Origin of the sequence: Neomicrococcus aestuarii (assembly GCF_014201135.1) — a bacterium.
GTDB lineage: Bacteria > Actinomycetota > Actinomycetes > Actinomycetales > Micrococcaceae > Neomicrococcus > Neomicrococcus aestuarii.
This window is the reverse complement of the sequence record NZ_JACHDR010000001.1, coordinates 1,102,721-1,123,045: the sequence shown is the minus strand read 5'-3', so window position 1 is coordinate 1,123,045 and position 20,325 is coordinate 1,102,721. Positions and strand designations below refer to the sequence as shown.

Annotated in this window: 20 protein-coding genes and 1 riboswitch; of the genes, 14 read left to right on the top strand and 6 right to left on the bottom strand. The window is 59.7% G+C overall.

What is annotated here, in order from left to right; genetic code table 11:
* The first annotated feature begins 250 nt into the window (after positions 1-250).
* Positions 251-622 carry a zinc-binding metallopeptidase family protein gene (locus HD598_RS13720; RefSeq protein WP_311538956.1) on the top strand — a complete coding sequence of 124 codons (372 nt, stop codon included), beginning with the start codon at positions 251-253 and terminating at the stop codon, positions 620-622.
* Positions 601-1,389 carry a M20/M25/M40 family metallo-hydrolase gene (locus HD598_RS04990; RefSeq protein WP_311538955.1) on the top strand — a complete coding sequence of 263 codons (789 nt, stop codon included), beginning with the start codon at positions 601-603 and terminating at the stop codon, positions 1,387-1,389. The genes HD598_RS13720 and HD598_RS04990 overlap by 22 nt, the downstream gene beginning before the upstream one ends.
* Positions 1,390-1,465: 76 nt before the next feature.
* Here the strand turns inward: HD598_RS04990 and HD598_RS04985 are convergent, their stop codons facing one another.
* The 5 genes from HD598_RS04985 to HD598_RS04965 form a co-directional block, all read right to left on the bottom strand.
* Entirely contained in the window at positions 1,466-2,362 is an 897-nt protein-coding gene (locus HD598_RS04985) for a DUF4031 domain-containing protein (protein WP_183664239.1), read from the bottom strand.
* Between the two features lie 94 nt (positions 2,363-2,456).
* Positions 2,457-2,750 (bottom strand): WXG100 family type VII secretion target, encoded by a 294-nt coding sequence (locus tag HD598_RS04980; RefSeq protein ID WP_260170496.1) that lies wholly within the window; start codon positions 2,748-2,750, stop codon positions 2,457-2,459.
* 207 nt (positions 2,751-2,957) lie between these two features.
* A complete protein-coding gene (locus tag HD598_RS04975; RefSeq protein ID WP_183664237.1) occupies positions 2,958-4,565 on the bottom strand; it encodes a sensor histidine kinase in 1,608 nt (535 codons plus the stop codon).
* A gap of 58 nt (positions 4,566-4,623) precedes the next feature.
* Positions 4,624-5,334: a response regulator transcription factor gene (locus HD598_RS04970; RefSeq protein ID WP_071894103.1), complete on the bottom strand. Its 711-nt coding sequence runs from the start codon at positions 5,332-5,334 to the stop codon at positions 4,624-4,626.
* A 60-nt stretch (positions 5,335-5,394) separates the two neighbouring features.
* On the bottom strand, positions 5,395-5,655 hold the full coding sequence (locus tag HD598_RS04965; RefSeq protein ID WP_157103233.1) for a hypothetical protein: 261 nt from the start codon (positions 5,653-5,655) through the stop codon (positions 5,395-5,397).
* A gap of 212 nt (positions 5,656-5,867) precedes the next feature.
* Here HD598_RS04965 and HD598_RS04960 point away from each other — a divergent pair, with 212 nt between their 5' ends.
* Positions 5,868-6,251: a cold-shock protein gene (locus HD598_RS04960; RefSeq protein ID WP_071894101.1), complete on the top strand. Its 384-nt coding sequence runs from the start codon at positions 5,868-5,870 to the stop codon at positions 6,249-6,251.
* Positions 6,251-6,703 carry a DUF3027 domain-containing protein gene (locus tag HD598_RS04955; RefSeq protein ID WP_183664235.1) on the top strand — a complete coding sequence of 151 codons (453 nt, stop codon included), beginning with the start codon at positions 6,251-6,253 and terminating at the stop codon, positions 6,701-6,703. The genes HD598_RS04960 and HD598_RS04955 overlap by 1 nt, the downstream gene beginning before the upstream one ends.
* 108 nt (positions 6,704-6,811) lie before the next feature.
* Here the strand turns inward: HD598_RS04955 and serC are convergent, their stop codons facing one another.
* Positions 6,812-7,930, bottom strand: a complete 1,119-nt coding sequence (gene serC, locus HD598_RS04950) for a phosphoserine transaminase (protein WP_183664233.1) — start codon at positions 7,928-7,930, stop codon at positions 6,812-6,814.
* A 196-nt stretch (positions 7,931-8,126) separates the two neighbouring features.
* On the opposite strand from serC, the gene HD598_RS04945 reads away from it, so the two are divergent.
* The 10 genes from HD598_RS04945 (at position 8,127) to HD598_RS04900 (ending at position 20,003) form a co-directional block, all read left to right on the top strand.
* Entirely contained in the window at positions 8,127-8,825 is a 699-nt protein-coding gene (locus HD598_RS04945) for a metal-dependent transcriptional regulator (RefSeq protein ID WP_183664231.1), read from the top strand.
* 249 nt (positions 8,826-9,074) lie between these two features.
* Positions 9,075-9,263: riboswitch (cyclic di-AMP (ydaO/yuaA leader) on the top strand.
* Between the two features lie 3 nt (positions 9,264-9,266).
* Entirely contained in the window at positions 9,267-10,319 is a 1,053-nt protein-coding gene (locus HD598_RS04940; RefSeq protein ID WP_260170495.1) for a C40 family peptidase, read from the top strand.
* A 237-nt stretch (positions 10,320-10,556) separates the two neighbouring features.
* A complete protein-coding gene (locus tag HD598_RS04935; RefSeq protein ID WP_071894096.1) occupies positions 10,557-11,057 on the top strand; it encodes an HNH endonuclease in 501 nt (166 codons plus the stop codon).
* Complete coding sequence (locus tag HD598_RS04930; RefSeq protein WP_183664229.1) at positions 11,041-11,760, top strand: nucleotidyltransferase family protein; 720 nt, start codon at positions 11,041-11,043, stop codon at positions 11,758-11,760. Before HD598_RS04935 ends, HD598_RS04930 begins: the two co-directional genes overlap by 17 nt.
* Before the next feature lie 88 nt (positions 11,761-11,848).
* Positions 11,849-12,151, top strand: a complete 303-nt coding sequence (locus HD598_RS04925) for a DUF6457 domain-containing protein (RefSeq protein WP_183664227.1) — start codon at positions 11,849-11,851, stop codon at positions 12,149-12,151.
* A complete protein-coding gene (locus HD598_RS04920; protein ID WP_183664225.1) occupies positions 12,148-13,362 on the top strand; it encodes a molybdopterin molybdotransferase MoeA in 1,215 nt (404 codons plus the stop codon). Before HD598_RS04925 ends, HD598_RS04920 begins: the two co-directional genes overlap by 4 nt.
* Before the next feature lie 40 nt (positions 13,363-13,402).
* Positions 13,403-14,266: a formate dehydrogenase accessory sulfurtransferase FdhD gene (fdhD, locus tag HD598_RS04915; protein ID WP_183664223.1), complete on the top strand. Its 864-nt coding sequence runs from the start codon at positions 13,403-13,405 to the stop codon at positions 14,264-14,266.
* Between the two features lie 12 nt (positions 14,267-14,278).
* Positions 14,279-16,624 (top strand): FdhF/YdeP family oxidoreductase, encoded by a 2,346-nt coding sequence (locus tag HD598_RS04910; protein WP_183664221.1) that lies wholly within the window; start codon positions 14,279-14,281, stop codon positions 16,622-16,624.
* Between the two features lie 175 nt (positions 16,625-16,799).
* Complete coding sequence (locus HD598_RS04905) at positions 16,800-18,659, top strand: ABC transporter ATP-binding protein (RefSeq protein ID WP_071894090.1); 1,860 nt, start codon at positions 16,800-16,802, stop codon at positions 18,657-18,659.
* A gap of 117 nt (positions 18,660-18,776) precedes the next feature.
* Positions 18,777-20,003 carry an ROK family transcriptional regulator gene (locus HD598_RS04900; protein WP_183664219.1) on the top strand — a complete coding sequence of 409 codons (1,227 nt, stop codon included), beginning with the start codon at positions 18,777-18,779 and terminating at the stop codon, positions 20,001-20,003.
* The last annotated feature ends 322 nt before the right edge of the window (positions 20,004-20,325 follow it).

The window sequence follows — 20,325 nt, the reverse complement described above, 5'->3', positions numbered from 1 at the left end:
CCTAGGACGTCGCCCTCGCGTGAACCACACGCAATAAGTTCAGTAGAAGTGTCCAGCCGTCATGTGTGACGGCTGGACACTTCTGTTTTATAGGTGGGAGTTCGCCGTTAGAACCGCGCAATGAAGGCGTAACCGATGCTTGACCGTGCCCGTCATGTGCGAATGATGGAAGCGGAGGCCGCGGGCGGCTCGGCGAAGTGTGGGACGCCGTCGCCTCTCATTGGAGTGGCACACATAATTGGGAGTACTCATGACGGTTGCACAAGAAATCCTGGCCCATCTCGAACAAGAACTACCCTGGCAGCGCGAACTGTACGTAGACCTGCACCAACACCCCGAACTCAGCTTTCAAGAAACTCGTACCGCCGGAATCATCGAGGAAAGACTCGAATCCTTCGGCTTCGAAGTACAACGTGTCGGTGGCACTGGCGTCGTCGGAATCCTACGCAACGGCGAGGGTCCAACGGTCCTGTGCCGCGCGGACACCGATGCCCTGCCCGTCACGGAAGCCACCGGCTCTCCGTACGCGTCCACTGTGCGCACGGCACGTTCATTGCCCTGTTCCAGCCCGCCGAGGAAGTCGCCGACGGAGCAAACGCCATGCTGCATGACGGCTTGGTGAATCGCATTCCGCGCCCAGACGTGGCGCTGGCTCAGCACGTCATCAACTACGAGTCCGGGTACACGGGCATCAATGAAGGCCCCACCCTTTCGGCGGGCGACAGCATCAAGATCACGTTGTGGGGACGCGGTTCTCACGGATCCATGCCTCACAACTCCGTGGACCCGGCTGTTCTTGCCGCGTCCGTGGTTCTGCGACTCCAGAGCGTGGTCTCCCGTGAGCTGGCGCCCGGAACGTTCGCTGTGGTGACGGTGGGTTCCATTCAGGTGGGCTCCAAGAGCAACATCATCACGGATCACGCCACCTTGTTGCTGAACGTCCGCACGTACGATCTCGATGTGCGCGCCCACGTGCTCGCTGCGATCGAACGAATTGTGCGCGGTGAGTGCCAGGCTGCAGGATCGCCGGCGGAGCCTACGTTCGAGTACTACGACCAATTCCCGCTGACCTTGAATGACCCGACGGTGACGGAACACGTTCACTCCGCTTTGCGCGAGCACTACGGCGAGCAGTTGGTCTTCACCTCGAAGCCAGCCACGGCCTCTGAGGACTTCTCCAACATCCCGAACGCCTTCGGAACGCCTTACACGTATTGGACCTTCGGCGGAGCTGACCCGTACAGCTATCAGCAAGCGCTAGCATCCGGCCGGGTGGCTCTGGACATCCCAGCGAACCACTCGCCTTACTTCGCTCCGGTCATGGACCCAACGATCGGTACGGGAACCTCCAACGTGGTGGTTGCCGCGTGCGCCTACTTGGCCAAGTAGCGGGCACGGGCGTTTACGGGTCTTCGGTCCAGTGACCAGATTTTCTGGCTAAGGCTGTTTCCTTGGATTGCGCGGGCTACACGTTTCGTAGCTCGCGCAATTCTTGTTGGAGGTTCAAGCGGGCGCGAGACTCCCACAAAGTACGACCAGTACCTGTTTCGAAGAGGTGTGGCTTATCGAGAAGATCCTGGAGGATCTTCGCCCGGCCCTCACGGAAGAGCTCATCCGGAACGTGTCGGTATTCTTCCCGCACATCGTCCGTGTATCGCCGATAGTCCTTCTCGGCGCGCGCTAGAACTTCAAGGTCCGCGTCAACGAACACCTTGCCGGCTTGATCATCCGGGTCAGGGTCATGGGTTTTGGTGAGCAGGATCAGCCGGACGGTTTCGTCAATTACGGGTGCGTCCACGCCCATCTGGGACATCTCGGCAGCGGCCAGTTCGGCTGATTGTTCTTCGTCTGTACCGGGAACGCCGTTGTAGATGGCGTCGTGATACCACGCAGTGAACCCCTGGGCGCTGGGATACGTTCCGGGATCTTCGCTTCTAGATGACAAGAGTTCCAGTGCGTTCAGCACTGCCAGTAAGTGGGTGCTTGAGTGATAGTGGCGGTCCATGTGGGACCACCGTGCTACCAGCGCTCGCCCGACGTCCTCATGCCCGGGTGCCAGCTGATTCCACCGCCGCATGAGGATGGAATTCAGTTTCTCCGGCCGTTGGCGGGCCGGAACGCGCAATCCACTACGGACGAGACGACGAACCAGCTCAGTGCCTTGAACAGCTTCGGCGCCTCGAGAAACAAGCTCGTCATACCGGGCAAGTGGGACATCGTAATGATCTCTGTCGAACGCTCGGTGTGGCAGTTCTGCTGCTTGCGCGAAGGCGTGGAGCTCCTCAAGGGAGGAATCGGAGACCAAATGCGAAAAAACGGTTCCGTGGGCCGGCCACATCGGCGGATCAATCAGAATTGCCATGATGACAGCCTAGTGAACCGGATCCACGGACGGTGGACGGTGTCCCTCCGAAATGCCACCGTCCACCCGATCTCGTGCGTGAGAACAGACTGATTTAGAACGCAAACATGCTGGCGTTAGCCTGCTCGGCGTCGTCGTAATGCTGCGCGCTCTGGGTAAGAGCACGAGAAATCGAGTTCAACGATTCCTCAACCTGCATCTGGGTGGAGCGCCACTGCGCAACCACGCCTTGGAAATTGGCGCTCGCTACGCCCTGCCACGTGCCCTCGAGCTCCTGGAGGCTGGACTGCATGGTGTTGATGTCGGCGCGAATGCGTTCTGCGGTGGCCTGAATGTTGGCGCTCTTGGTGCGCATGTCTTCGGTGTTGGTGGCGAAATTGCTCATCATGGATCCCTTCACAGAGTCTCAAGCGGACCGGCTGGCCCGTCACCACCACGCTACGAAGACTCCAGAATCGGCGCAGACCGCAACCAGAAAATGTGGATAACCGCCGGCCCTCGGGCCACCGAAGAGATCCTTGTGGAAAACCAGGTCAGGGTTACCGATCAACTTTGAAGAACCGCTACGTCTTAGAACCGCAACTGCCTAGAACCGCTATTTCTTAGAACCCTTGTCCCGATTGCGCTGGAGGATTCCCGAGATGCGGTTGGTGCTCTCGGAACGGGTAGAGGACTCGGTGGCGGGTGCCTCTTCTGTGGAGCTATTCTCGGCATCCACATCTGCAGGTTCCAGCGGTTCAGCCGGAACGTGCGGCACGTGGATGGACATCGTGGCGCCGCCGCCATCGGTGTTGGTCAAACGGACCGAGCCGTCATGCTGTGCGGCGATGGCTGCCACGATGGCTAGTCCCAGTCCGGTGCCTCCGGTCTCGCGCTGACGCGAGGTGTCGGCGCGGTAGAAGCGTTCGAAGACGCGCTTGGCGTCAGCCTCAGAAATACCTGGCCCGTGGTCGCGGATCGCCAAGACGGAATCCGAGCGACCATTGATGACCGGCAAAACACCCACTGCGACCTCGATCGGAGATCCGGGCGGGGTGTAGCGCATGGCATTGGTCATGAGGTTTGCCACCACTTGGCGCAACCGAGCCTCATCGCCGCGCGTGGGCGCGGAGCGTGGTGGTCCTTCATCGATACCAATGAGTCGAACCACGCGGTCCGGAGCATTGACCTTGGCGTCTTCAACAGCGTCGGAGGCCAAGAGCAACAGGTCTACCGGTTTGACGTCCAGGGGGCGTTGCTCGTCCAGACGGGCAAGCGTCAGGAGGTCCTCCACGAGCTGGCCCATGCGCTTGGCTTCATTCTCAATGCGTCCCATCGCTTGAGCCACGTGCTCGGGTTCCTTGATGCCACCTTGGCGGTAGAGCTCAGAGTACCCGCGGATGGTGACAAGAGGTGTGCGAAGTTCGTGGGAGGCGTCCTGAATGAACTGGCGCATCTTCCGCTCGGACATGGCGCGAGCGCGGAAAGCCTGCTCAATGTGGGCAAGCATGGCGTTGAGCGAATGGGAGAGTCGGCCCACTTCGGTTTCTGGCGGGAAGTCCTCCACACGGCGGGACAGATCGCCGGCGGCGATGGCTGCGGCCGTGCGTTCCACCCGGATGAGCGGGCGGAAAGCGCGCGTGGTGGCTCCGTACGCGATCATCGAGACAATCAACGTGGAGAGCATCCCGGTGAACAGGATGGACGCGGTGGCTTGTTCCACGGTGTCTTTTGCCTGGTTCAGGGGCAGCGCGATGGTCATGTATCCCGAGTTGTCCGCGAGGGCGAACGTCTTCATACGCCAGCCATCGGATTGCGAGGACGTACCTGGGATGTCGAGGGAACGGTTCTCCAGCTCTTGAACTTGTTCAAGCGTGAGCGTGGGAATCTGCGGGGTATCCGTTTGCCCGGTGGTGGGAAGCGCGTAATAGACCGCGCCGTCCGGGGTCCGGATAGATCCGTTGAAGCGCAAGAGGCGCACGGTATCCGTGTTTGAGGGCTCGGAGTCAGAAGCATTTTGCTGATTCAACTGCAGCATCGAGTTCATGAGCGGACCCGAGTTCGCGGCCAAGTCCGAATCAATTTGTTGCATCAACGTGGACTGCAGGGTGTAGGACGTACCCCACGCGGTAGCCACGATGCCCAAAATCATGAGCCCAGACATGAGCGCCACGAGCTTTGAGCGCAACGAGATCTGGCGAAAAAACTTCTTGTAATGGTCCATGGGTCCCTATGAAAAAACGTCACCCGGCCGTCGAGACCGGGTGACAACAGCGTAGCTCTTAGCGGCGATCGGCTGTGCGCATCAAATAGCCCACACCGCGCTTGGTCTGAATGAGCGAAGGCCACTCGGGACGTGAATCGATCTTGCGGCGCAAGTAGGAAATGTAGGACTCCACGATGGAGGCATCCCCGTTGAAGTCGTACTCCCACACGTGATCCAAAATCTGAGCCTTGGAGAGCACGCGGTTGGGGTTCATCATGAGGTAGCGCAAGAGCTTGAACTCGGTGGGGGAGAGGTCAATGATTTCCCCAGCGCGGCGGACCTCGTGAGCGTCATCGTCCAGTTCAAGGTCATCAACGCGCAAGATTGCCGCATCATCATCAACGGACTGAGTGCGGCGGAGCACGGCGCGGATTCGGGCCACGACTTCGTCCAGGCTGAAAGGCTTTGTGACGTAATCGTCGCCGCCCACGGTCAGGCCGGTGACCTTGTCATCCGTGTCATCTCGGGCCGTCAGGAACAAGACCGGGAAGTGGCGTCCTGCGGCACGCAATTTACGAGTGACAGTAAAGCCGTCCATGTCAGGAAGCATTACGTCGAGAACCGCGAGATCCGGCTGTTCGCGCTCTACAGCTGCGAGGGCTTCGCGGCCATCGGCAGCCGCAACCACGTCGAATCCAGCGAATCGCAAAGACGTTGACAGTAGTTCGCGAATGTTTGGTTCGTCATCGACAACCAGCAACTTAGCCTCGGCATTTCTGGAATTCATATGACCATGGTGGAGGAGAAAGCTGGGAATCGACTGTGAGTCACCTTTATGAAATATCTACTAACGCTCCATGGCAGCGGTAGCCGAGCTGCGTCGTCGTGCTCGCAAAGAAACCAACAAATACGCAATCAGGAACATGAACGCCACCGGCAAGCCGTACAAGCCAATCGCAATCAGTCCGGGCCACGGCGTCACGCTCATCGCGTAGAGCACCAACGTGACAAAAAGCGCAATCAGTGACAGGCTCGCCACCCCCACCGCCAACAGGAGCAGGGTGCGAGAAACCGACGAAGTGGGAGTGGGATTTTCTGCAGCTTTCACGCACACAGCCTACAGCGAACACCGCCTCTGAGCCCGGTCTTCAAGCTGACTACAAGGCCTCGATAGCGTAACCTTTAAAGACTGACTTTTACGGTGCTATGCCTTTTTGCGCACCGCGAGGAGCTCTCACCGAAGACGAAAGCGCGGCGCACGCCGCAGAGGAACGCCCCGGATCATGCCGGGGCTGTTGTTTGATTAGAAGAGGTTTTGACGTGCCTACCGGCAAAGTGAAGTGGTTTGAACCCGCGAAGGGTTTTGGATTCTTGGTGACCGATGACGGCCAAGAAGTGTACTTGCACGCGTCCGCCCTCGAAGACGGCGTCACCAGCGTCCGAGGCGGCGCACGCATGGAGTTCGGCATTGCTCAGGGCCGCAAGGGTGCTCAGGCGCTCTCTGCGCGCTTGCTCGATGAAATGCCGTCCGTGGCTCGCGCCAAGCGTAAGCCTGCCGATGAGCAAGCCATTTTGGTTGAGGACCTTATCAAGTTGCTTGACGGTATTTCTAATGGATTGCGGCGGGGTCGATACCCTGAGAAGGCGCAGGGTGCAAAGATTGCAGCCGTACTGCGTGCCGTTGCTGATGATTTGGATGCCTAATGATTCGAAAAGCCAAGCTTGATGACTTCCTCGCCCAAGCGGTGGATGTTGCGCGTGATCGCCTTCTAGAGGTTGTGGACGCGGATCAGCTTGGCGAGCACCTCTCCGCCACTGCTGACGGCGAACGCCTGGTCACCCACAGATTTGCCGGCAACGTGGCGGGCTACGTGGGCTGGGTGTGGTTCGTGAGCATCGCGCGCGTGCCCCGCTCCAAGGTGATCACCGTGTGCGATCTGGGATTGATCCCGGGCGAAGGCGCGTTGCTGGCTCCCGAGTGGGTGCCGTGGTCCGCGCGCGTGACGCCGGAGGATATTGAGGCGGATGAGGCGGAGCACGACGACGCAGCTTCCGCAGGTGAGCAGCCTGCGGACACGTCGGCAGAGCAGGCAGAGGAGGCTGCTACCGATGAGGAGGCGGCTGAGTCTGAAGCGGCTGAAGCATCCACTCACTAGAAGATATTGAAGACGACGAAGGCCGGTTACCGCGAGAAGCTTGATGCGGTGACCGGCCTTCGGTGTCTGTGTCCCTCAGTGCGACGAGGGCTAGCGCCCCAGAGACGTTTAGAGGTTTTCGAGCACGTAGTCGATGCTGCGGGTCAACTGGCTGATGTCTTCGGGGTCGATGGCCACGAAGGTTGCAATGCGCAGTTGGTTGCGGCCGAGCTTGCGGTACGGCTCCGTGTCCACAATGCCGTTGGCGCGAAGAACCTTGGCAACAGCCGCAGCGTCCACGCTGTCATCGAAATCGATGGTCGCGATGACGTTGGAACGCTCTTCAGCGTTGACCACAAACGGGGTGGCCTTCTGGTGAGCCTCGGCCCACGAGTACACGCGGTTGGCGGAATCGGCTGTGCGGGCGCTCGCCCAAGATGGGCCACCGTTCTCATTGAGCCACTGAACCTGATTATCCAAGCTGACCAGGGTGGTGAGGCTTGGGGTGTTGTACGTCTGGTTCTTGAGCGAGTTATCCACTGTGGTGCTCAAGTCAAGGAAGTCCGGGATCCAGCGGTCCGTGCTCTTGATTTGCGCAACGCGTTCTAGTGCTGCGGGGGAGAACAAGGCGAGCCAGAGGCCGCCGTCGGACGCGAAATTCTTCTGAGGGGCGAAGTAGTACACGTCAGACTCGGAAACATCTACATGCAAGCCACCGGCGGCTGACGTTGCGTCAACAACCACAAGGGCGTCGGCATCGGCGCCCGCAACTCGCTGGACAGGAGCGAAAACGCCGGTGGACGTTTCATTGTGCGGCCAGGCGTAGACGTCCACACCTTCTTCGGCCACGGGAGCGGGACGCGTTCCTGGCTCCGACTTCAAAATGGAAGAAGCGTCAAGGAACGGCGCCTTGTTGGTGGCCGCGGCGAACTTGGAGCCAAACTCACCAAAGGACAAGTGCTGTGCCTTCGAGCGAACCAGACCAAAGCTTGCGGCATCCCAGAACGCGGTAGATCCGCCGAGGCCCATGATGACTTCGTAGCCTTCAGGGGCGCCAAAGAACTCTTTGAGTCCTTCTTGAACGCTCTTGACGAGGTTTTTGACGGGGGCCTGTCGGTGGGACGTACCCAGAATAGTGCGCTGCGCGTCGACGATCGCCTGGATCTGCTCGTCGCGGACCTTAGAGGGGCCAGCACCGAATCGTCCATCGAGGGGCAGGAGCTCTTGCGGGATGGTGATGTTGGTCAAGACGTGGACCTTTCAGGGGGGTGTGGGGTGAGACGTTAGAACTGTAAGGAAGTAACGCTTCCCTATATTTTGTGCAATTAGCCTGTGGATGTCGCATCCGTGCCCAGAATGTGAACACTTCAGAAACCACGGCTAAAGTAGTGGAGACGTTCAGGCGGCGGGAAGCTCGTTCCTGCACGAAGTTCCGGGAGATGCAATGACTGACTTGATCGATACCACTGAGATGTACTTGCGCACCATCTTGGAGCTCGAAGAAGAGAGCATTACTCCTTTGCGTGCCCGCATTGCCGAACGCTTGGGACATTCCGGGCCTACGGTATCTCAAACAGTGGCCCGCATGGAGCGTGACGATCTTGTCCACGTATCCGGAGACCGCCACTTGGAGCTCACGGAGACCGGCCGAACCCTTGCCACCGAGGTCATGCGAAAGCACCGTCTCGCTGAGCGACTGCTAGCCGACGTCATTGGTCTTGAGTGGGAATATGTCCACGATGAAGCGTGCCGGTGGGAACACGTCATGAGCGAGCGAGTCGAACGCCGTCTCTTTGAACTATTGGGAAAGCCGGAGGTCTCTCCGTACGGCAATCCCATTCCGGGCCTAGAAGTTTTGGGCGGACCGGGTTGGGCTGACATTGCTGTCCCCGTGACGAATCTTGATGCCGCGCTGGACGCCGGCGCAACGGGCCCTATGGTGGTGCTGCGCTTGGCTGAAACCATTCAGGTGGAACCGGAACTGCTCACGCAGCTGAACGAAGGCGGTATCCGCCCGGGAGCCACTATTACCCTTGAGCGCTCACCCGGATACATCTTGGTTCGCGTCGAGGGCGTCGAGGGAGCACTGGAACTTCCAGCCGAAGTTTCACAGCACATTTTTGTGCGCACTCCTGGTGCCTAATAACGGCCATGTTTCGCACCATTACGGTGTAACGAAACAATAACGCGCCCCGTTGATTAAGCGCTGTGGATTTCTTTAATCCTGTGCGTGATGGGTAGGAGCCTTGAATTCGTGCGGAACTTTAGACGATCGTCTAATTTCCCGTGATCATTCCGTCTCCTTTTCGTGATCAGAATGTGACATTGAAACTTTTATCAAGTACCGTTTAAAGCGTGCTCGGACGAAATGGAAGGGCACCCTTGAGTGGGAAGCCGAACATCGCCGCTGCTCGAGGTCCGTTCGCAAGAAAGCTATTGGCGATGGCGGGGGACCCATTTGGGCCTCACACACTTTGGGCCCTTGGGGTTAAGCACACAAACTCTCTTAGCGATAGACGTGTGTCGAAGACGAAAGTCTTCGAACCCGACAGCTCACCTCGCAGGCGCTGGGAGAGGTACTAAATTGTCGAAGCGTATTGCTTTGGGTCGGCGTCGAGCCGGCACTACCCGTTCAAACTCTATTGCGGGTATCTCTAAGGCCGTGGCCACGAACGCTGGTTCGATTGGTCGCTCCGCGGCTGTCGTCGCGGCTGCTTCGGGCATGGTCCTGACCCTGGGCGTTCCAGCTCAGGCAAACCCCGCAGCTCGTGAAGCTGCTGCAGCACCGATGGATGCACTGAACATCGAGCGTGTTGCTCTTCAGTCCACCGTTGTATCGGCTGTTGTTGCTCCTTCCGTCAAGGAAAAGAAGGCTGTTGCTCCGGTTCGCGCTTCTGTAAAGACCGCGCCGGCACCAAAGCCAAAGCCAAAGCCTGTTGTAGTTGAGGTTCCAGAGGTTGCTGTTACCAACAGCCCAGCTCTTGAAGCTGAGACCGAGGAAACGTCTTCCGTTCAGGAAAACACCTCTGCTCAGTCCACCGCTTCGGCGCAGACGGCAACGTCCAACACCCGGACTGCAACGTCCAACACCCGGACTTCTACGTCTAACACTCAGTCTTCGACGTCCTCCAGCTCCTCGGTTGCTCCAGTAACCCGTAGCTCGGCTTCGTCGACTTCTTCCGCTACAGCAGCCACCAGCGTTGCTCCAGTAACCCGTAGCTCGGCATCGTCGACGTCCTCGGCTGCCGCAACTAAGAGCGTTGCTCCAGTTGCTCCCTCCGTGAACACGGCAAACCTCAGCGGCATCGCTGCTACGGCTTCCCGTTACTCGGGTGTTCCATACGTTTGGGGCGGATCTTCCCCATCCGGTTGGGACTGCTCCGGTTTCCTGCAGTGGGTTTACAAGCAGCACGGCATCAGCATTTCCCGCGGCACCTCCGCAATCCTTGGCTCGGGCCAGTTCGTTCGCACGAGCAACCCTAAGCCAGGCGACCTTGTCTTCCAGAACGGTGGCGGCCACGTTGGCATCTACCTTGGAAACGGCATGATGATCGGTGCGCAGAACCCCACCGTGGACACCATGATCCACTCGGTCTCGCGTAACCCGCTCTACGGCTACTACACCCTCGCTGGCTAATAGCTACAGAGACAATGACATTCAAAAGAACCCCCGGTTTTCCGGGGGTTCTTTTGTTTTCCACCTGCAAGAAGACCAGGCAATCGCACGGCGTGAGTTGCGACACGCCCGTGCGCGCGGGTGGGAGAAATCTGCGCTCTGACGCGCAAGCGCTAATCTAGAAAGTGATCCCACGCTCGAAGTTGCGGCTAGAGCACAGGACGTAGCCGCAACGCTCAGGACCCCAGAGGACCGCACATGCGAACTCTTGTACTGAATGCTGGATATGAACCGCTCGCGGTAGTGACCTTCCGCCGAGCGCTTTTGCTTGTGCTCACTGGCAAAGCGAGCATCCTCGCCGAGGACTACGAAGACCCTGTGGTGGGTCCACAAGAAATCTTGTCTCGACCCACTGTCATCCTGCTCAATAGGTACGTGCGCGTCCCCTACCGCGAAGCCGTACATGTCACGCGTCGCGGAGTGCTTCGACGAGATTCCCACCGATGCGTGTACTGTGGGCGCACCGCTACCACCGTGGATCATGTGCACCCACGATCCCTTGGCGGCGAAGACTCGTGGGAGAACCTCGTTGCCTGCTGCTTGCCTTGCAATAACAAGAAGGGCAACAAAACTCTGCGACAAATGGGCTGGACCCTACCTCGGAAGCCCGTTCGGCCGGTAGGCCCGCAGTGGTACATCACCGAGTTGGAAAAGCCAGCCCCCAGCTGGAATGCTTTCTTGGATGCACACGCCGCCTAACGCCCCCGAAGAGACCACCGGCCGGACGGGAGCCTCGATGCAATCTATTGCGGCAGTGGTCATGGCTGGTGGCGCGGGTTCACGGATGGGCGGCGTCAACAAGCCTTTACTGAGGCGTTCCGGGATCACCCTGCTCGGCGGAGTTCTGGATGCTGTCAACGAAACATTCAGAGCGGACCTGTGGCACACGGTCGTCGTGGGACCACCGAGCCTTGACCAAGAACTCTCGGCCAGGCACAACACCACCCGCGTCCAAGAGAGCCCCGAGCTCGCCGGACCCGCAGCCGCCGCGGCCTGCGCTACCGAATCACTGACCAACCGCGCGCAAGAAACGGGAACGCAACCAGACGTCGTCGCACTCCTTGCGGCAGATTTTGTGGACCCATGCCAAGCCCTCTCCCGAATGCGGCACGAAATCGAGCGTCACCCCGGCCGGCTGGTGGTGCCCAGGGACGCGCAGGGGTACCCGCAGTGGCTCATGAGCGCCGTCCCGTACGCACAACTGTTGGATCGAGTCGCCGAGGAACGTGCCGCTTCCACGGCAGGACATTCTGGGAAGGATCCGTTCGTGGGTCAGAGTTTGCGGTGGCTTCTGGGCGCGGATACCGCCGTGTTCGTCGATCTTCCGGCCTCTGCGAGCGACGCTACCCAGGACATTGATTCACCCGAGGACGCCCGCCGCTTCGGCGTTGACCTCCCGTAAGGTCAGGACACAGGGGACGGGCTTTTGCTGGAAGTCCCTAGACTAGATGTTTGGCTTTGATTTGTGGCCAAGCGCATCAGGAGGACACATGGAAAATACTTCGCCGGAGCTGACTCAGGAGCAGAAGGACCGCGTGCTTCGCGAATGGTCCCGCGAACTCTTGGACCGGTTTGAACTCGAAGACGTGGACCTGGACATTGATGCGTTGTTGGGCCTGGCCGGCGTCGCCGCCCACCAAGTGATTCGCCCCGCTGCACCCTTGACCACGTTCGTGGTGGGTCTTGCCGCCGGAATGGCCGCGGCCTCCGGGCAGACCACCGTGGATAACGCAATTTCCTCCGCCGTGAAGCACGCGCGCTCCATCATCAAGAGCCGCAGCGAAACTGCATGATCCACGATGTGGCGTGGGAAACCGCGCGACTCCTCGCTTACGAGCTCGGCACCCTGGTGCGCGAGCGGATTCCGCACGAGGAACTGGTTCCACTCTCTAGAGCTTCGGGCCGCACGCTTGCACGGGACGTGACCGCGCTCCAAGGAATTCCGCATTACGCGTCCTCCGCAATGGATGGGTGGGCGGTGGCTGGCTCGGGACCGTGGCGGATCCAGCCCCGTGCCGCGCAGGACGAGCCCCACGCGGCCAGCGACACGCTGGGCGATCATCAGGCCCGCGTCATTCTTACCGGCGGCGCGCTGCCGCACGGTTGCACGGCTGTGGTCCGTTCCGAGGCTGCTTCGGAGTACGACGGCGTGCTCTCGGCTCCGGAGCCACGCTGGGGCGCCGATATTCGCCCGGCAGAGCGCGAAGCGAAGGCTGGCGACGTGCTGTTGGCTGCCGGTACCGTCCTGACACCGCCACGGCTCGCCGTCATTGCCGCGAGCGGCTGGGACGACGTGCACGTGGTTATTTCGCCGCCGGTGGGGCTGGTATTGAGCGGCCGCGAAGTGGTGACGTCCGGCGTGCCGCTTCCGGGACAAGTGCGCGATAGCTTCTCTGAGTTCCTCCCACCGGTGTTGACCGCGTGGGGCGCCGCCGAGGCCACACCCTTTGTGCAGCGCATCGGGGACGATCTAGCATCGACGCTCAGGGCCATCGAAACGACTGACGCTCAGATCATCCTCTCCACGGGCGGGACAGGGCACTCGGACCACGACTTTTTGCGGAAGGCCGCTGAGGACCTGGGCGCTCGCATTCTGGTTCCTTCGGTCGCCATGCGGCCCGGACATCCCGCGTTCTTGGCGCAGCTTCCCGACGATCGCGTCATTGTGGGTCTGCCGGGTAACCCGCTGGCGGCGTTCATGGCTGCCCTCACCATCCTGCAGCCGCTCTTGGATGGTGTTCTAGCGCGCTCCTTTACCGAACCCCGCCAGATCCGCGTGGGGGAGCGCTTCACCGCATTGCCCGGACGAGTGCGACTAGTCCCAGCAGGACTGAGCACTGACGACACTGCAGGGAACAGCCACCACGAACTCAGAGTTATCTCAAGAGAACACACCGGGCCCGCCATGTTGCGCGGTCTCGGCGACGCAGACGGCGTCATGGTCATTCCACCAGAAGGAACCGAACCGGGGGACAGTGTCCGCTGGTTGGAGCTCCCGTGGTGAGCTTGCGTCGTCGTCATCCTCAACCTATGGGAGGAATATTGTGGGCCGACTAACGTCCCGAAAGCGCATCACCCGTCTTGGACTTGGTCCCGACGGTCAGGTCTTCTCGCGCGAGAAAGAGGAGACCATGGCCATGGAAGAGCCGCTAGAAATTCGGCTTGGACATAAGTCGTTTAGCGTCACCATGCGCACCCCGGGCCACGATTTTGACCTGGTTGCCGGGTTCTTGGTGTCCGAGGGCGTCATACGGGCCGCCGATCAACTCACCAGCATGAGGTTCTGTGCCGGCGAGGATGAGAACGGTCAGCAGACCTTCAACGTGGTGGAAGCCGGACTTGGCGCTGGCGCTGTTCCACCGGACCTAACCATGGAACGTCACGTCTACACGAGCTCAAGCTGCGGTATCTGCGGCACGGCATCCATTGAAGCGGTCGAGAAATCCGGAGGTTACGACCTCAGCGGCGACACCATGACGGTGAAGCTCGACACCCTGCTCAAGCTGCCGGACACCCTGCGCGAATCCCAAGCCCTGTTCTCCAAAACTGGTGGCGTTCACGCAGCCGGTCTCTTCACCGCCGACGGGGAGCTGCTCTGTCTGCGTGAAGATGTAGGACGTCATAATGCGGTGGATAAGGTGGTGGGCTGGGCGTTGCGGGAAGGCAAACTTCCGCTCTCCGGAACCATTCTTCAAGTCTCCGGGCGGGCGTCATTTGAGCTGGTCCAGAAGGCATGGATGGCCGGAATTCCCGTATTGTCAGCCGTGAGCGCCCCATCGTCCTTGGCGGTGGAGCTCGCCGAGCGGGCGCAACTAACGCTTGCAGGTTTCAGCAGAACTAGTACGGTGAACGTATATACGGGTGTCCATCGCATTGTCGTGCCCACAACGATCGATGCGCTCACATAAAGAGGTTGTGAAATGTCGCTGAGCAAACCAGCTCCGATTCAAGATATTAACGAGGACCAGCTCAAAGTTGGCGCCCCGAAGACCAGCGCCGCAGGAGTCAAAGCGGTCACCGTAGCCTTGGAACGTGGATTGAGTGCCGCCGGCGTGACGCGTACGGTTCGTTCCCTCGCTCGCATCAACCAGCGCGGCGGCTTCGACTGCCCCGGTTGTGCGTGGCCAGAATCCATTACGGGTGCCCGTAAGCCCGCCGAGTTCTGTGAAAACGGAGCCAAGGCGGTTGCTGAAGAAAACACCACCCGCGTAGTCACTCCAGAGTGGTGGGCACAGCACTCGATCGCTGATCTTGAAGACAAGACCGAGTACTGGTTGGGCAATCAGGGTCGAATCACCCACCCCATGATCATTCGCGAAGGCGACACCCACTATTCGCCGATCTCGTGGAACGAAGCGTTCGCGACCATCGGTGAACACATCAACCACACCACCCCGGACCGCTGCGTGTTCTACACCTCGGGACGTACCGCAAACGAGACCGCGTTCATGTACCAGCTGTTCGCGCGCTCCCTGGGTACCAACAACCTTCCAGACTGCTCCAACATGTGCCACGAATCCTCGGGATCGGCCATGCGCCCCACCGTGGGCATCGGCAAGGGCACTGTCTCCCTCGATGACTTCGAGCACGCAGAACTGATCTTCGTGGTGGGCCAGAACCCTGGCACCAACCACCCGCGCATGCTCTCCGCGCTCGCGGACGCCCGCAAGAAGGGCGCAGTAGTGGTGGCCGTGAACCCGCTTCCCGAAGCTGGCCTGATGGCGTTCAAGGACCCTCAGTCCGTCGAGGGTGTGGTGGGCGATGGCACCACCATCTCCGATCACTTCTTGCAGATCAAAGTGGGCGGCGACTTGGCCCTCTTCCAAGCGTTCGGTTACTTGCTCTTGCAAGAGGAAGCCCGCAACCCGGGATCCATTGTGGATCGGGCGTTTGTGGATGCTCAGACCGTTGGCTTTGACGAATATCTTGCCGCTCGCGCGGAGATCGACTGGGACGCTACGGAAGAAGCCACGGGGCTCTCCCGTCTGGAAATCTCCACGATCGCTAACTTGTTGGCGAAGTCCAAAGCCACCATCATCTGCTGGGCTCTGGGACTGACGCAGCAGCCACACTCCGTTCCTACCTTGCGCGAAATCATCAACATCTTGCTCATGCAGGGCAACTTCGGCAAGCCCGGCGCTGGTGCGTGCCCGGTCCGCGGACACTCCAACGTGCAGGGCGACCGCACTATGGGCATTTGGGAAAAGCCCACCGAAGCCATGCTTGAGGCCATCGATAGAGAATTTAAGATCACCTCGCCGCGCGAATTCGGCGTGGACTCCACCGAAGCTCTCGAGAGCTTCGAAAAGGATGAGGTCGACGTCTTCGTCTCCATGGGCGGCAACTTTGCGCTGGCCAACGCGGATACGGAAGCTCTCGAAGCCGGCATGCGCCGCGCCGGACTCACGGTGCACATCTCCACCAAGCCCAACCGCTCCCACGTAGTGCACGGCAAGACGTCCATCATCTTGCCGACGCTTGGCCGCACGGACCGCGACGACAAGCACCCCAACGGGCCGCAATTCTTGTCCGTGGAAGACTCCATGTCCGTCATCCACTCCACTCAGGGACGCCTCAAGCCTGTCTCTGAGCACTTGTTGGCCGAACCCGTCATCATCGCTCGCATGGCCACCGCCACCTTCGGGGAGGATCACGTGGTGGACTGGAAGGCCATGGCCGAGGATTACGACGTCATTCGCGATCACATCTCCCGCGTTGTTCCAGGATTCGAAGACTTCAACCTGCGCGTGCGCCAAAAGAACGGCTTCGTGCTGCCTAACCCGCCGCGTGACACCCGCTCCTTCGCAACGGACATCGGTAAGGCTCGCTTCACCGTGAGCCCACTCGAATACCTGAGCGCACCAGAAGGACACCTGATCCTTCAGACCATGCGAAGCCACGACCAGTACAACACCACGTTCTACGGATTGGACGACCGCTACCGCGGCATCTCCAACGGCCGTCGCGTGCTGCTGGTACACCCGGAAGACATTGAGGCGTTGGGCTTCAAGGACCGTGACATGGTGGACGTGATCTCCACGTTCAAGGGTGAAGAGCGTCGCGCCAACAAGTTCCGTCTGGTGTCATACCCCACCGCGAAGGGATGTGCGGCAGCGTACTTCCCGGAGGCGAACGCACTGGTACACCGTGAACTCGTGGCCCGCGAATCGAACACCCCGGGCTTCAAGGCCATGACGGTTCGGTTTATCCCGCACGAGCAGGACGCTGACAAGCGCTACGACGAGTCCCGCGCCGCGGCTCGCTAGCCACTAGCTACTCGAATTCTCCAGTCGGCTAAATCGTCCGGAACGAACTACTCTGACGGGGATAATTGAAGAAAGACAAAAGCGCCCGCACTTTTGTGTGGGCGCTTTTGCATTCGCAGGTGTGCTCTCGTGACCAGAGAATCTCTCTGGAGAGCAGAAAGGCTCGGTAACTGTTGTGAGCATGGAAGGCGCCGCCCACGGTTCGCTCTGGCGAATGTCGATGGCCGCAGAAAAATCCTCCTACCGCCCGGGGACACCACGACGTGTTCTCGAGTTCGCAAGCCGCTACAAAGGCAAACTGACCGCGTTCGTCATCGTCTCCGTGATCGGAGCCGCGCTCGCCGTGGCAACCCCGGTGCTTGCTGGCCGCGTGATCGACGCAATTGTGGCAGGGGAGCCGAGCAGCGTCGTCGTATTCCTCGCCGTGATCATTGCGGTGATTGCGCTCGCGGATGCCGCGATTGGGCTCGTGAATCGCTGGCTGTCCGCGAATCTGGGCGAAGGCGTGATTTTCGATCTGCGCACGCAAGTCTTTGACCATGTGCAAAAGATGCCCATCGCCTTCTTCAGCCGCACTCGAACGGGCGCGCTGGTCTCCCGCTTGAACAATGACGTGATCGGTGCGCAGGCCGCGTTCGCTGGAACGCTCTCTGGCGTGGTCAGCAACATCGTGGCCCTCGTCCTCACGCTGATCGTCATGCTCTCCACGTCCTGGCAAGTCACCGTGCTCGCGGTCATTTTGTTGCCGGTGTTCTTGATGCCTGCGCGGCGTATGGGCCGTTCGCTCGCGCGCTTGCGCCGCGAAGCCGCCGAATACAACGCCACCATGGGCACCCAGATGACCGAGCGCTTCTCCGCTCCCGGCGCCACGCTGGTAAAGCTGTTTGGTCGCCCCGATTTTGAGTCCCAAGAGTTCTCTCGCCGCGCCGCGAGCGTGCGCGATATTGGCGTGAAGACCGCCATGAGGCAGTTCGTATTCGTGACCGCTCTGACGCTGGTGGCAGCTCTCGCACTCGCCCTCGTCTATGGCCTTGGCGGCGTGTACGCGCTGCGCGGGGAACTCGCGGCAGGCGACGTGGTGACGCTCGCGATGCTCTTGACGCGCCTCTACGCGCCACTCACCGGACTTGCGAACGCGCGCGTGGAAATCATGAGCGCGCTCGTGAGCTTTGATCGCGTTTTCGAGATCATGGACTTGAAGCCCATGATCGTTGAAAAGCCGGATGCTCGCCCGTTGCCCGCAGGACCTCTGTCCGTTGCGGTCAAGGACGTCAGCTTCGCCTACCCCAGCGCGGATCAGGTCTCCTTGGCCTCTCTTGAGGATGTCGCCGTGTTGGATTCGCGGCAGTCAGCGACAGTGCTGAAGGGGATTTCCTTTACGGTTCCTGCAGGCAGTACGACGGCGCTGGTGGGGTCTAGCGGTGCCGGCAAGTCCACCATCGCGCAGCTCGTGTCACGGCTCTACGACGTGGAGGCGGGAAGCATTGAACTAGGGGAGATGAACGTAAAGGATGCGACGTTCGCGTCCATGCGCTCTTCCATAGGCATGGTCACGCAAGACGGCCACATGTTCCACGACACAATTCGTAATAACTTGTTGCTTGCTGCGCCTGAGGCCAGTGAAGACGAGGTGTGGGACGCGTTGCGACGCGCCCGGCTGGAGCCGTTGGTCCGGGCGATGCCGGACGGACTGGACACCGTGGTGGGCGAGCGCGGCTACCGTCTCTCCGGTGGCGAGCGCCAGCGAATGACGATTGCGCGATTGCTGTTGCAGGCACCGCGCATTGTGATTCTCGACGAAGCCACAGCCGCGCTGGACTCCACGAATGAGGCGGCAGTTCAGGCCGCTCTGGCCGAAGCGCTTCAGGGTCGAACTGCGATTATCATCGCCCACCGGTTGTCGACAATTCGAGATGCGGACAGCATTTTGGTGGTTGAAGATGGCGAAATAATCGAACAAGGTAACCATTACGAGCTTCTCGAGCTAAAGGGCCGCTACGCAGAATTGCACGAAACGCAATTCTCACGGCATTGATTAGCGAAAACTATGGATTTTCGTTTTAGACTGAATAAAAGTGTGACACCGCAAGTTTTGGGGGTTGTGTTCAGTCACGCGCTGCGCGTCAGATGACGTACTCAACAGGAGGACCTAATGCAACGCGGTAGTAATCTGGAACGTCTCGGAGACTACAACCAAGCCGTAATTTTGGAAGGTATTCGACTCGCCCCCGAGGGAATTAGCCGAGTCGAATTGGCGGAGGAAACGAAGCTTTCACCACAGACTGTTTCAAACGTCGTGCGCCGACTGCTCGACGATGGAATGGTTCGCGAAGATCGCACCATCATTAACGGACCGGGCAAGCCCCGGACAGTACTTCAGCTGGAAAATAACCGACTCCTCGGAGTGGGTATCCACCTTGATCCCGGAGTGATGACTCTTGTAGCGGTCAATCTCGCAGGCGAGAAGGTCGCGGAAGAATCACGCCCTATTCCCGTGGGATCTCAGAACGAGATTATTCGCGAGATCACGGATGCCGTGAACGTGCTGATTCGCTCGAATCGCCACAAGCGCGCAAATTATGTAGGCGTGGGCATTGCTGCCCCTGGCCCTATTGACGTAGAAAACGGTCGCTTGATCAATCCGCCACTCCTGAACGGGTGGAAGGGTATTGAGCTGGTAGGACCGCTCTCTAAGTCTTTGCGCATGCCGGTAACGCTCGCGAAAGACACCGTTGCCATGACCATCGCCGAACAGTGGATCGGCGGCGGTCAGGGTCACCACAACTTCATCTTCACCTACGTCGGTTCAGGAATTGGCGTGGGCATGGTCATTGACGGCCAGGTAGTTCACGGCGTCAGCGGCAACGCCGGCGAGATCGGCCACTTTGTGGTGGGCGAGACCGGCGTCGAATGTGGCGTTTGTGGCCGTTCTGATTGCGTCGCGAGCACCCTTGACCGCACGTTCTTGCTTGGCTTGGCCAAGGAAGACGGAGTGGACTTGGGAATGAGCGAAGAAGATATCGCCGCAGATCCCAACGCGGCACTTGGTCGACTCGCTGAGATTGCCCGCGAGGGTGACGAAGCGGCGAAGAAGATCATCTTGATGGTGGCCGAGCGTCTGGGTTCCGCTTTGGGAACCCTGGTCTCCGTCATGGATCTTAATACGGTCTTTGTTGGCGGCCATACCTGGAACGACGTCTCAGAATTCGTGCTGGAGCCAGTGGCGGCAGTGATTAACCGCCACTTCTTGGGCGCAGGATCGCATGCAGTCACCGTGCAGAACACGGCCCTTGGCACCTCGGTGGGCGCCATGGGTGGAGCGTGCCTGATTCTGGATTCGCATATTTCTCCGCGGGCTAGCTCGCTGCTCTTGCGGTAGCCGAATCGCTCTGCGGTTAATGGCCTACAGTGTCCACGTTCAAAACGGACACTATAGGCCATTGCTATGTCAGCCTCAAAGAACCCTTAAATATAACGTTTTAACTTATTGTCGGCCGGTAGGAAAAATCTCCCCTGTTATATGAGGGAAGAAATGTAACATTTTGGCCACGATGGTTGACTTCGGTCTATCCAGTGCTTTTAGATATATGTATTGGCTTGGCGGAGATTGCTTGCCCGCTGCGGTGGGAAGGATGCTTAGGGCCCAGCTATTGCAGCGGGAGAACGGCTTGCTTTTTCCGGGGGACTTAGTCAATGGAGCC